Below are 13,952 nucleotides of genomic sequence, written 5' to 3'. Positions count from 1 at the left end.
ACACTAATTCACTGTAAAGTAATGTCCGCTTAACATGCCGCACTCACAGAAAAGAATGAAGTAAGGAGAACGGGGTATGGCTGACAATATAGCCAAATTAGAGTTACCGGGGACAGATTCGATCGAATTACCTATCAAGCAGGGAACTGCTGGATTTGATGTAATCGATATCAGTAAACTTGGAAAGACAGGTCATTTCACCTTCGATCCAGGTTTTTTAGCGACCGCATCTTGCGAGTCTGCAATTACATACATTGATGGCGAAAAAGGTGTACTTACACACCGTGGCTATCCAATTTATGAACTAGCTACTGAATCTAACTATTTAGACGTTTGTTACTTACTGCTTTATGGTGAATTACCTAGCAAAACTCAATACGAAGAGTTTGTGGCTATGGTTAAGAATCACACCATGGTGAACGAGCAATTAGCTTCGTTCTTCAGAGGTTTCCGTCGTGATGCACATCCAATGGCTATGCTATGTGGTGTTACGGGTGCATTATCTGCGTTTTACCAAGATTCTCTTGATGTCAATGATGAAAAACATCGTGAAATTGCGGCTTTCCGCCTTGTTTCTAAGATGCCTACCATTGCAGCAATGTGCTACAAGTATTCAATAGGCCAACCTTTTGTTTACCCACGCAACGACCTAAGTTATGCAGGTAATTTTTTAAGCATGATGTTCGCTGTTCCGTGTGAAGAATACCAAGTCAATCCAGTTGTTGAAAAAGCAATGGACAGAATCTTTGTATTACACGCAGATCATGAACAAAACGCTTCTACCTCTACGGTTCGTTTAGCGGGTTCATCAGGTGCTAACCCATTTGCATGTATTGCAGCGGGTATTGCTTCACTATGGGGTCCTGCTCATGGTGGTGCTAACGAAGCTTGTCTAAACATGCTTGAAGAAATTGGCAGTGTTGATCGCATCCCTGAGTTTATTGCTCGTGCGAAAGACAAAGCTGATCCATTCCGCTTAATGGGCTTTGGTCATCGTGTTTACAAAAACTTCGACCCTCGCGCTAAAGTGATGCGTGAAACATGTCATGAAGTGTTAGCTGAGCTAAATGTGAACGATCCTTTGCTAGATGTAGCGATGGAACTTGAACGCATTGCTTTAGAAGACGATTATTTCGTCTCTAAAAAGCTATATCCAAATGTTGATTTCTACTCAGGGATCATCATGAAAGCAATCGGTATTCCTACAAGTATGTTTACAGTGCTATTTGCACTTTCTCGTACTGTTGGTTGGATTGCTCACTGGAAAGAAATGCTTGACCAACCAGGTCACAAAATCAGTCGTCCACGTCAGTTATACACTGGCTCAGAAGACCGTGACTTTGTCAGCATAGATAAACGATAACTTAATCGTTTGTGAAAAAGCGCCTATTTAGGCGCTTTTTTAATGCCTTAAAGAAGCTGTTAAGTTAGCATTGACGACCTCGCTTAATGAACACCAAAGTCCCTTGCTGCGAACTTTGGTTACCATAGCAGCCAAGTATGAATAATACTTCAAACACATTTATTGCCGTTTAAAGTTTATTTACCATAGACTGCTCATAAGCCACATTATCCTCGCTCCGCTGTATTATTTATTAAATCCTAATAGCCGCCACACGTAAATTTAAGTTAAAATTAAAGAAACTCCAGCACTTTACCTCTTAGATTTGTATTACAAACAAGAATTAAACAAGCTTTAAAATAAGCCAAAAGTACGACATAAATCACCCTAAATAAGCCAGTTAAATTTGTTTTTATAGAAGAAATTGCATCAGATTTGTGCCTGGCAATACAACTGACGATTAGAAATATTGCCGATTTGAATTCATTTTCAGTTAAAGATTTAGGTAGAAAAATACTGTAAAACAGCCAAAAACATGCTTGGAATAGTCATTTTCATTCACCTTAGGCCTTGATAAGCACTAATTTGAGTAAAAATATCAATAAAATCTTATAAAAAACCTGCTTTTTAAATTATATCGGTATAAAGAAAATCTATTTGTTCTAAAAAATGGCCGTTAGAGATAGTAAAACTTGCGATTTAGTTTCATTTTTACCCAGAATTTGGTCTTCTTTATATGTTTTTACATCTTGAAATATTTTCACTTTTATTTTATTTGTATTATTAATATCACTCTTGTTAAAGCCAAATTAGTTCAATGGCCATTTGCGCACATTCCTAATCAACAAAAATCAAAAACCTTAACTCAAATCTTAGTAAGCAATTTCACCACTTGTTGAGCATTCCCACTACCCCTTGTTAACATTCAAGGATCAAAAATACCACCAAACCTACTAAAGCTCTGAAAATCAACAGTAATTAATTTTGGCACGCTACGTGCTTTGTAAACATAAATTCAACATTAGTTACATATTATAACGTGACGTTTGCATGCTTTGGTTCCACACTCTGTGGCATGTCACGTCACTTATAACACTTAGTTAATTGGCAGGTATCCCATGGAAAGGTTCAACAAGATTAAAAAATTCACCTCATCTGTTTTTTGTATTACGGCATTATCAATCATGCTAAGTGGCTGTAATGGTGAACAAGAAACCGCTGCAGAAGAAGAAAAATACGCGGTACCTGTTGAGGTATCACAAGTGACTCAAGGAAATGTGTCTTCGTTTTATAGCACCACAGCAACGCTTGAAGCGCCAGAAGAAGCCCATGTCGTTACCCGAATTGCAGGCTTAATTACTTCAATAAACGTTGAAGAAGGTGATAGAGTTAAAAAAGGCCAAGCACTGACGACCATTGATGCCAAACGCCAACAATTTGATTATCAACGTGCGCTGGCTGAAGTTCAGATTATTGAACAAGAATTAAACCGCTTAAAACAGATGAAAAACAAAGAATTTGTTAGCCAAGATGTAATGGCAAAGCTGGAGTTTAACTTACAAGCCGCCATGGCTCAGCGAGATCTCGCAGAGCTATACGTGATTGAAAGCCGCATTGTGTCACCTATCGATGGCATCGTCGCCACCAGACATGTGAAAAAAGGCAATATGGCCAAAGAGTTTGAAGAGTTGTTTTATATTGTCAATCAAGATGAATTACACGGCATTGTACATTTACCTGAGCAACAACTTAATAGCTTACGTTTAGGTCAAGAAGCACGCATTAGTAATCAATACGCTCATAATAAAGGTTCATCAGAGCAAAATATTATCGCCAATGTATTACGAATTAGCCCAATTGTTGATGCCCAAAGCGGTACTTTCAAAGTCACTATCGCCATCAACAATAAAGACGCAACATTAAAAGCCGGCATGTTCACCCGTGTTGAGCTTAAATATGATACCCACAATGATGTTGTTACTGTACCTTTTAACGCCATTATTAACCAAGATGACACCCAAGCACTGTATGTCATTAAAGATAATACCGCTAGCCGTCGTGAAGTGACCTTAGGTTATCGTGAGAATGATAAAGTTGAAATTCTATCTGGTGTGCAGTCTGGTGAACAAATCGTCATTAGTGGTCAGCAAAACCTTAAAGACCAGTCGTTAGTCGAAATCATCAGTCCCCTTTCTTACGCCAAAAACAGCCTCGCCAGCAAATAGACAAGGACGCGCCTACTATGTCGATAATTAATACTTCGGTAAAACGTCCTGTGTCTGTGTGGATGTTTATGCTGGCAATCATGCTCTTTGGTATGGTCGGATTTACCCGCCTTGCGGTAAAGCTGTTACCCGATCTTAGTTACCCAAGCGTCACCGTAAGAACCGCCTATGATGGCGCAGCCCCGGTTGAAGTTGAACAGTTAATTTCAAAGCCCATTGAAGAAGCCGTTGGTGTGGTTAAAGGGCTACGTAAAATTAGCTCTATTTCACGCTCAGGTTTATCCGATGTGGTGCTTGAGTTTGAATGGGGTACCAACATGGATATGGCCAGTTTAGAGGTGCGTGAAAAAATCGATACCATCGAACTGCCATTAGACATCAACAAACCATTATTACTGCGCTTTAACCCAAACCTCGACCCGATAATGCGAGTAGCATTATCAGTACCTGATGCGAGTGAGGCCCAGCTAAAAAGCATACGCACCTTTGCAGAAGAAGAGCTAAAAAGGCGACTTGAGGCGCTATCAGGTGTCGCCGCAGTTAGATTATCTGGCGGCTTAGAGCAAGAAGTTCATATCCTGCTAAATCAACAAAAACTGCAGCAACTCAACCTTAATGCAGACGATATAAAGCGCCGTATTAATGAAGAAAACATCAATTTGTCTGCGGGTAAAGTGATCCAAGGCGACAAAGAATATTTAGTTCGCACCCTGAACCAATTTAATAACCTAGATGAGTTAAGAAATGTCATTGTCTATCGTGATGGCCAAACCTTAATTCGACTTGCTGAAGTTGCCGATATTGTTGACGGCTATAAAGAGCGCAGTGATATCACTCGTATTGGCCAAGTCGAATCAATTGAGCTTGCCATATATAAAGAAGGTGATGCCAATACCGTATCGGTCGCTAAAAGGCTCAGTGCTGAGCTTGATAAAATCAACAGTGAAGCTGCCGATAATCAGCTAGAAGTCATTTATGATCAGTCTGAATTTATTCAAAGTGCAGTCAGTGAAGTAACCGCCGCTGCGCTGTTTGGCAGCTTGCTTGCGATGTTAGTTATCTACCTATTTTTACGTGACATTATTGCCACGTTAATTATTTCTATTTCCATTCCATTTTCAGTTATTGCTACTTTTAACATGATGTACTTTGCCGATATCAGTCTCAATATTATGTCTTTAGGCGGTATTGCGCTGGCCATAGGCTTACTGGTTGATAATGCCATTGTGGTGCTGGAAAATATTGACCGCTATAAAGCTCAAGGGCTTGAAAAAGTTGCTGCAGCGCTTAAAGGCAGTAAAGAAGTGGCAGGGGCAATCTTTGCCTCCACCTTAACCACCTTAGCGGTATTTGTCCCGTTAGTTTTTGTTGATGGTATCGCAGGGGCATTATTTTCAGATCAAGCATTAACGGTAACCTTTGCTTTATTAGCCTCTTTATTTGTTGCACTAACGGCAATACCAATGCTGGCATCAAGACAGGGTTTTAAGCAATTACCCATTGAAACTGAGCCTGAAGTCAAAGCCCTGCCAACCACTAAAAAAGCTAAAACGGTGCATTATCTAAAATTAGTGTTTGGTTTCCCATTTAAGCTATTACTGAGTTATCTACCTAACGCGCTGTTAAATTTCATTATTATTGCAGCTCGCTTTATTTCGTGGGCATTATCATTAGTGATGCGCCCATTAAGTGCTGCATTTAACTTTTGCTACCGTTTTGTTGAAAGCATTTATCATCGCGTATTAGCCCATGCGATGACAAATAAAGCTGTGACTGTCATTGTCGCAATAATGCTAACAGTGGGGGCTGGGAGTTTATTCCCAAGACTTGGAGTAGAGCTTATTCCGCCTATGAATCAAGGTGAGTTTTATGTGGAAATTCTACTACCACCTGGAACAGCGGTTCAAAAAACTGACGCCATTTTAGAGCAACTTGCCTACTCCATTAGTGGCCGAGAAGCGGTGAAACACACCTTCAGTCAAGCAGGTAGTGGCGGCTTAATGACCTCTGATACTGCCCGAGGCGGTGAAAACTGGGGGCGGTTACAGGTCGTGCTGGCAGATCCTCAAGAGTTTAATGATGTAGCCAATGACTTAAGGGCCACAGCAAGGCGTATTCCAGCCCTTGATGCCACTATTGATCACCCTGAACTATTTAGTTTTAAAACCCCATTAGAAATCGAATTATCAGGTTATGACTTACAGCAACTAAAACACAGTGGCGAACAGTTGGTATCGGCTCTATCTGAGTCTGCACGCTTTAGTGATATCAATACCTCACTTCGTGACGGTCAGCCTGAGATCAGTATTCGGTTTGATCATGCCCGGCTTGCGTCATTAAATTTAGAAGCGCCCACTGTTGCTAATCGCATTGCTCAACGTGTGGGCGGTACCATTGCCAGCCAATATACGGTTCGTGATCGTAAAGTGGATATTTTGGTGCGCAGTGAATTGGACGAGCGAAATAATATCTCAGACATTAACTCATTAATTATTAATCCAAACAGTAAGCACCCTATACCATTAAGCGCGGTTGCTGATGTGTCATTGCAAGTGGGTCCTTCTGCCATTAATCGTGTCAGCCAACAACGGGTGGCGATTGTGTCAGCTAACTTAAGTTATGGTGATTTAACTGAAGCAGTAAAAGAAGCCCAGCAAATTTTAGATCAGCAACAGTTCCCTTCTTCTATTCAAGCTCGCTTTGGTGGCCAAAATGAAGAAATGGAACATTCATTTAAGTCTTTACAAATCGCCTTAGTATTAGCGGTATTTTTAGTCTACTTGGTGATGGCGAGTCAGTTTGAATCCTTGTTGCATCCATTACTTATTCTGTTTGCTGTGCCTATGGCCGTTGGCGGCAGTATTATTGGCTTGTTTATTACTGGCACCCATATCAGCGTAGTGGTGTTTATCGGCTTAATCATGCTGGCGGGGATTGTGGTCAATAATGCCATTGTGTTGGTTGATAGAATTAACCAACTGCGTAAAGAAGGTAATGATAAAGACGTCGCCATTAGCACTGCAGCTAAATCTCGATTACGCCCAATAATGATGACCACCATGACTACCACGCTAGGCTTGTTGCCAATGGCAATAGGTGTCGGCGATGGTAGCGAGATCCGCGTGCCGATGGCAATCACGGTGATCTTTGGCCTTGGCTTATCTACCATGCTGACTTTATTGGTTATACCTGCCCTATACGGTTTATTTGATAAAAAAACCTATCAAAAAACCGCAATTAATCAAGCCAAAACCACTGAGTCTTTAGATTTGGAGACTCAATCATGAACCTAACAAAACTGGCTATTAAAAGGCCTGTCACCACCAGTATGTTCTTTTTGGCTATTCTGTTATTTGGTTTAGCTTCAAGCCGGTTATTGCCATTAGAAATGTTTCCCGGCATTGATATTCCGCAAATTCAGGTCAATGTGCCCTATAAAGGCTCTACCCCAGCAGAGGTGGAACGAGAGATTACCCGCGTATTAGAAGAGTCGCTAGCCACCATGAGTGGTATTGAAGAGGTCCGTTCAAACTCTTCCCAAGATGGTGCTAACATTCAGCTAAATATGAAATGGGGCGAAGATGTTGCCACAAAAAGCTTAGAAGCACGGGAAAAAATTGATTCAGTAAGACACCTGCTACCTAAAGATGTGGAACGGGTGTTCATTCAGCAATTTTCTACCGCTGATATGCCCGTGTTAACGATTCGAATCTCCAGTGAACGTGAGTTATCAAATGCTTTTGATCTGTTAGACAAACAACTTCGCAAGCCGCTTGAGCGTATTGAAGGGGTCTCAAAAGTCACCTTGTATGGGGTTGATCAAAAGCAAATTGAAATAAGACTAGATGCCGACAAACTTGCTGCATCTGGCATTAATCCAGCTCAGTTGCAGCAACGTTTACAACAAGAAAACTTTGTCATTAGTGCTGGCACACTTAGAAATAATAATCAGGTGTTTCAGGTATCGCCCAAGGGAGAGTTTTTATCACTTGAAGATATCAAGGCAGTAAAGCTTAATAGCACCACTTCTGTTGGTGATATTGCCTCAGTCAAATTTACCCTCCCTGAAGCCTTTGAAGGGCGTCATTTAGACCAAAAATACGCTGTTGGTTTAGATGTGTTTAAAGAATCAGGCTCAAATTTAGTCGATGTATCTGAACGAGTGTTAGCCGTTATTGAAAAAACGAAACAAGATCAGCAATTTCAAGGCATCAAGTTATTCGTCATGGAAGATCAAGCTTATGGAGTTAAGTCATCACTGCAGGATTTATTGTTATCTGGCTTACTGGGTGCGCTGCTTTCTTTTGGGGTATTGTATTTTTTTTTACGTAATTTAAAGATGACGTTAGTGGTCGTGTCATCGGTGCCAATTTCCCTTTGTATGACATTAGCTGGGATGTATTTTCTTGGTTACAGCTTAAATATTCTGTCGATGATGGGATTATTACTGGCTGTAGGCATGTTAATTGATAACGCCGTGGTGGTGACCGAAAGCGTGTTACAACAAAAGCAAAAAATTGCGTTATCAGATGATGGCGCTGCAACTGAAATAACAACAGCGGCCAATGAAAAAGCGGTACTTACTGGGGTAGAGAAAGTCGCCCTAGCCGTCTTGGCGGGCACATTAACCACAGCTATCGTGTTTTTACCTAACATTGTCGGGGTTAAGGTCGAGCTAACGATTTTCCTTGAGCATGTGGCCATTGCGATTTGCATTTCGTTAGCGGCATCATTACTGGTTGCTAAAACCTTAATCCCATTAATGCTTACTAAGTTTGATTTTCATATTGAGACCGAAGCTAAAGTCTCTAAGTTACAGCAGCTTTATCAACGCAGCCTAACCTGGGTACTGGCTCACTCAAAGCTATCAGGGGTTATTGCAGTGGTCATTTTAGTCTCTACCGCATTACCCTTAAGTTTAGTAAAACAAGATCAATCAGAAGGCGAAGGCAAAGATCGCCTCTACATTAATTATCAATTAGAAGGTCGCCACAATTTAAAAGTCACTGAAGCGATGATCAATCAAATGGAAGATTATCTTTATGCCAATAAAGAGGCCTTTATGATTGATTCTGTTTACAGTTATTACTCAGCAGACAATATTCAAACCACGCTACTACTGCAAAAAGATATTGAAACGCCAATGTCTGAATTGAAAGAAACCATACGTGAAGGTTTCCCTAAATATGCCGCAGCCAAGCCACAATTTGGTTGGGGCAATGAAAACTCAGGCTTAAGAGTCACCTTAACCGGTCGCTCGACCTCAGAGTTAATTCGCTTAAGTGAACAAGTCGTACCTCTGCTTAGCGCCATTGAAGGGCTTGAAGATGTGCGCTCTGAAGTCAGTTCTGCTCAGCAAGAAGTGGTGATTACAATCGATCGTGAAATGGCGGCAAGATTAGATTTAAAACTTAACGAAATCGCCTCTCACATTTCCATGGCGCTACGCGGTGCACCGCTTCGTTCTTATAGGCATGATCCTAATGGCGAATTACGCATTGAGCTCGCCTATGATAAAAGCTGGCAGCGATCATTAGAGCAGCTAAAACAATTACCGATCATTCGTAAAGGTGAGCGCCTATATAGCTTAGATAATCTCGCCAATATTAAGATACAGCCCCGCTTTGATACCATACGCCACTTTAATCGCCAAACTGCGCTGTCGATTGGCGCAAACGTGAATGACATTACCACTGAAGAAGCCCAAGAGCAGATTGAAAAGGTAATGGCCAATGTCAACTTCCCTTATGGATATGACTACTCGCTACGTGGCGGGTTTGAGCGTCAAGATGAAGAGCAATCCGTCATGGCAGTAAATATGATTTTGGCATTAATCATGATTTATATTGTGATGGCTGCCTTATTTGAATCACTGTTATTACCAACCGCCATTATCAGTTCAATCTTGTTCTCTATCACTGGGGTATTTTGGGCACTGTGGATTTCAGCAACACCTATGTCGGTAATGGCAATGATAGGGATCCTTATCTTAATGGGTATCGTAGTAAACAATGGCATTGTTTTGGTTGACCAAATAAATCAAAAAACGCCTAAATTAACCGATTTATCTGAATCTATCTTAGCCATCTGTATTACCCGTTTACGCCCTGTATTGATGACGGTTGCTACCACAGTGTTAGGCTTAGTGCCTTTAGCAATGGGCGACACTCAAATTGGCGGCGGAGGACCACCTTATTCGCCAATGGCAATCGCCATTATTGGCGGACTGTCGTTCTCAACTGTTACCAGTTTGTACTTGGTGCCGCTTTGTTATCAGGCGCTTTATCGCATACGTTATCAGTCATCGATAAAATTAGCTTCTGCTGACAAACGAGCCAAAAAACTGCTACCTTGGACAGTGTAATCAGGATGCAAGCAAGCGCAACATTAAGCGATTAATGAGGCGCTTTACATTAAAGGACGACAAATGAAGCATAAAATTAAAACAAGTTTACTGGCATTATCACTAATAACATCTAGCGCTGTGGCTGATGATGACCGCTTCAAAGATGTACAAATTAGCTCAACACAACTCAGTGACACTGCTTATATGTTTGTGGGATCTGGCGGTAATATTGGCGTGTCAGCCGGCAGTGATGGCATATTGATAATCGATGATCAATTTGCGCCGCTGGCGAACAAAATTAGCCAATCATTAAATAAAATCCAGCCCGGCAGCCCCAAGTATGTCATCAATACCCACTATCATGGGGATCATACTGGGGGTAATGCCCACTTTGGTGAGCAAGCGATTATTTTTGCCCATGACAATGTACTAACTCGGCTCAGCGCCGATAAAGATACGCCAAAATCTGCGCTACCTGTTGTCACCTACGCGACTGATATATCAATTCATTTTAACAAGGATACTTTGGTGGTGAAGCACCTCGGGCCTGGCCATACTGACGGGGATAGTGTTGTGATGTGGAAAAATGCCAACATTGTGCACATGGGGGATTTGTTTTTTAAAGACCGTTTTCCATATATTGATTTAAAGGGCGGCGGATCTGTACTTGGCTATCGTGACAATGTCGCTAAATTACTCGCATCAATGGATAATGACACCCAAGTGATCCCAGGTCATGGTGCACTTGCTAATAAAGATGATCTCATGAAATTTAAGCATATGCTGGATCATTCCATTAATTGGATGAACAAGAATATCCAAGAAGGCCACTCGTTAGCCAATATTCAAGCGAAAGGAATGCATAAGAAATGGAAAAATTGGAGTTGGAATTTCATATCCGAAGAAAAATGGATTGATACTCTTTATCAAGGACTGAAAAAATAGCGTAAAACTTTCCTATATTGGCTGCTAACACTGTATTTATCAGCGCAATATAGTGATGCAAACTAGGATATAAACAGCCATAAAAAAGCGCCATTAAGGCGCTTTTTCGATAACAATCAAATTACGACTCGATTGGCTCAGCTCTATTTTCCAGCAACACTGGAATACCTTCAGTGATTGGGTAAGCTAATTTATCTGCTTTACAAATCAACTGGTCGGCTTCTTTATCGAATTCTAATTTTCCCTTACAAACCGGACAAGCCACAATCTCAAGTAATTTTTTATCGAACGCCATGGAGGTTTCCTTGTTTATCTTTTATGACTTGGTTAAGTCTATTCAAAAAAGCGGTATCAAATTCAGTATTAAGCTTCGCATTTACTGGCAAATACCACCAGTTATCTTGTGCAAAATCGCGACATTTAACCGCATCTTTCTCGGTCATGATCAATGGATGCTGCTGTGAAAGCTGTTTTAGTTCATTTTCATCAAATGCTTGATGATCTTCAAAAGCTTTAGTCTGCACAAGGCTATACCCCTGCGATGCTAAACTGTCGAAAAAACGTTGAGGGTTACCAATACCAGCCATTGCAATAGCAACTTGTGGTTGCCATTGCTGAGTTGAATTGGGTTTAACTGGCTTGAGGTCTGCCGGCATTAAACTCATCGCGACTTCATTGCCTTGCACCTTGCCGCCATTATTTAATACCCAATCAATGCGATTTAAACGCCATAAGCCTTCACGTAACGGGCCTGCAGGTATTAAACACTGATTACCATAACGGCGCTGACCATCAACAATATTGATCTCAATATCACGTGCTAGCGCATAATGCTGTAAGCCATCATCACTAATAATCACATCGACATTGGTTTCACTCAGTAACTGCTTGGCGGCGTCAATGCGTTTCGCCCCGACCACCATAGGTACTTGAGTTCGAGCCACAATCATTGCCGGTTCATCACCCACATCAGCGGCATTAGCGGTTGCCTTGACGGTTTTTACTCCATCAATATTGACACCATAGCCACGACTTATCACCCCTGGGGTGAAGCCTTGCTGGCGTAATAAGTTAATCAAGTAAATAACCGTTGGGGTTTTACCACTGCCACCAGCAGTAATATTGCCAACAATCACCACAGGTACATCCAATACTTGCGCTTGTTTAAAACCAAGTTTAAATGCCCAGCGCCGGACACTGGATATCAACCAAAACAGTGCACTCAAGGGTAATAATAACCACTTAGCGTGGTGGCCTTGATACCAAATTTTATTGACTAACGCCTGCATTTAACTACCAAATTGCATTTGATATAAGTTAGCGTACATGCCCTCTTTTGCCACTAAGTCACTGTGAGTACCACGCTCAACCACTTGACCTTGATCGATAACTAAAATCTCGTCAGCACTCTCAATGGTTGATAAACGATGGGCAATTACAATCGAGGTGCGATTATTACGTAAATTATCAAGACCTTGCTGAATCGCTTTTTCTGATTCAGTATCAAGGGCTGAGGTTGCTTCATCTAATATTAATACAGGTGCGTCACGCAACATCGCGCGGGCGATAGCAATACGTTGACGTTGGCCGCCCGACAGCAATACGCCATTCTCACCCACCTGAGTATCTAACCCCTCAGGTAAATTTTCGATAAACTCCATCGCATGAGCTAGGGTTGCAGCTTGTAAAATTTGCTCACGAGTGGCTTCACCCGGATAAGCATAAGCAATGTTATTAGCAATCGTGTCGTTAAATAAAGTGACTTGCTGTGATACTAACGCCACCTGATTACGTAATGACTTTAATTTGTAATCATAAATATCAACGTCGTCTAAGGTAATTTGCCCCTCTGACACGCCGGTATAAAAGCGGGTGATCAAGCTCGCAATGGTTGATTTACCCGAACCACTGCGGCCAACAAGGGCAATGGTTTTACCCTGCTTCACTTCAAAATCGATATGGGTTAAGGCTGGTTTTTCTTGCTCAGGGTAACTGAAGGTCACGTTATTAAATTTTAAATTACCTTTAACTCGACCTGTTTCAAATTCACCTTTATCAGACTCTGGCGCAGTATCTAATAATTCAAAAACTGTGGTACAAGCAGCAATACCACGTTGGAATTCAGCATTCACACGGGTTAAGTTTTTAATCGGCTGAAGCATTGCCATCATCGCGCCCAAAATGGCCGCGAATGTGCCGGCGGTTAAATCGGCTTTCAAGCTTGGGAATGTGGCGGCGTACAATACAAACGCTAACGCAAATGAACCGATGATCATAATAACCGGTTGGCTGACGGCTTGGGCAACTGCCAACTTCATATTTTGCTTGCGGTTACCCTCATTAACTTTATAAAAACGCTCAACTTCAGTCTTTTGGCCACCAAAAGCTAATACATTTTTATGGCCTTTAATCATTTGCTCAGTGGTTGCGGTGACATTGCCCATGGCTGCTTGAATACGCTTAGAGACTTTTCTGAAACGCTTACTCACAACGCTAATCACGATACCCATTAATGGGCCAATGACTAGGATGCACATGGAAAGTTTCCAAGAATAGATAAACATGATCGCTAACATACCAATAACGGTAATAGAGTCACGTACAATAGAGATTAACGCACTGCCTGATGCACGGGCAATTTGTTCGGTATCAAAGGTCACTCGAGAAATGAGGTTACCGCTATTTTCGCGATCGATATAGCTTACAGGCAAGCGCAAATAATGCTCAAACACTTGCTGACGCATATCCATGATCAGTCTCGAGCTCATGTAAGACACACAATAAGTCGACACGAAATTGGCTAAGCCACGTAGGGTAAACATTCCAATAACCACTAGCGGTGCCATGATCATAATATTGTTATTGGAATTAAAGCCGCCGTGACTCGGCACTTCTACGCCTGCAACCACTGACGGCGCTTGGCTAAAGCCTTCGTCAATAAATGGTTTGATGAAATAAATGAATGCAGCGTCAACCAAGCCGTAGGTCAATAATGCCAATACAGCTAACAGAAACATCCCTTTCATTGGGACAAGATAAGTTAGAAGGCGCTTAAAGACGCTCGACATTTCGTTATTAGTTGTTGTCATTGATT

At 41.5% G+C, this 13,952-nt stretch carries 8 protein-coding genes; 5 read left to right on the top strand and 3 right to left on the bottom strand.

Features of this window, described 5'->3' with window-relative positions; all coding sequences use genetic code 11:
* Window positions 1-76: 76 nt before the first annotated feature.
* The 5 genes from BM739_RS03855 (at window position 77) to BM739_RS03835 (ending at window position 10,858) form a co-directional block, all read left to right on the top strand.
* A complete protein-coding gene (locus BM739_RS03855; RefSeq protein ID WP_076537441.1) occupies window positions 77-1,363 on the top strand; it encodes a citrate synthase in 1,287 nt (428 codons plus the stop codon).
* 1,115 nt (window positions 1,364-2,478) lie between these two features.
* Window positions 2,479-3,567 carry an efflux RND transporter periplasmic adaptor subunit gene (locus BM739_RS03850; protein ID WP_076537906.1) on the top strand — a complete coding sequence of 363 codons (1,089 nt, stop codon included), beginning with the start codon at window positions 2,479-2,481 and terminating at the stop codon, window positions 3,565-3,567.
* A 17-nt stretch (window positions 3,568-3,584) separates the two neighbouring features.
* Window positions 3,585-6,854 (top strand): efflux RND transporter permease subunit, encoded by a 3,270-nt coding sequence (locus BM739_RS03845; RefSeq protein ID WP_076537439.1) that lies wholly within the window; start codon window positions 3,585-3,587, stop codon window positions 6,852-6,854.
* The gene (locus tag BM739_RS03840) at window positions 6,851-9,931 is read left to right on the top strand and encodes an efflux RND transporter permease subunit (protein WP_076537437.1); all 3,081 of its coding nucleotides are present in this window, start codon (window positions 6,851-6,853) and stop codon (window positions 9,929-9,931) included. Before BM739_RS03845 ends, BM739_RS03840 begins: the two co-directional genes overlap by 4 nt.
* Window positions 9,932-9,994: 63 nt before the next feature.
* Complete coding sequence (locus tag BM739_RS03835) at window positions 9,995-10,858, top strand: MBL fold metallo-hydrolase (protein ID WP_076537435.1); 864 nt, start codon at window positions 9,995-9,997, stop codon at window positions 10,856-10,858.
* A 121-nt stretch (window positions 10,859-10,979) separates the two neighbouring features.
* Here BM739_RS03835 and BM739_RS03830 read toward each other — a convergent pair whose 3' ends face one another.
* Genes BM739_RS03830 through msbA form a run of 3 tightly spaced genes read right to left on the bottom strand, consistent with a single transcriptional unit; the run spans window position 10,980 to window position 13,947 of the window.
* Window positions 10,980-11,153, bottom strand: a complete 174-nt coding sequence (locus tag BM739_RS03830) for a Trm112 family protein (protein ID WP_076537432.1) — start codon at window positions 11,151-11,153, stop codon at window positions 10,980-10,982.
* Window positions 11,140-12,147: a tetraacyldisaccharide 4'-kinase gene (gene lpxK, locus BM739_RS03825; RefSeq protein ID WP_076537430.1), complete on the bottom strand. Its 1,008-nt coding sequence runs from the start codon at window positions 12,145-12,147 to the stop codon at window positions 11,140-11,142. The genes BM739_RS03830 and lpxK overlap by 14 nt, the downstream gene beginning before the upstream one ends.
* Window positions 12,148-13,947, bottom strand: coding sequence for a lipid A export permease/ATP-binding protein MsbA (msbA, locus tag BM739_RS03820; RefSeq protein WP_076537428.1), 1,800 nt, complete (start codon window positions 13,945-13,947; stop codon window positions 12,148-12,150).
* Window positions 13,948-13,952 lie beyond the last annotated feature (5 nt).

Origin of the sequence: Shewanella sp. UCD-KL21, assembly GCF_001957135.1 — a bacterium.
GTDB lineage: Bacteria > Pseudomonadota > Gammaproteobacteria > Enterobacterales > Shewanellaceae > Shewanella.
The sequence above is the reverse complement of the archived record's forward strand: the minus strand, read 5'-3'. Positions and strand labels throughout refer to the sequence as shown.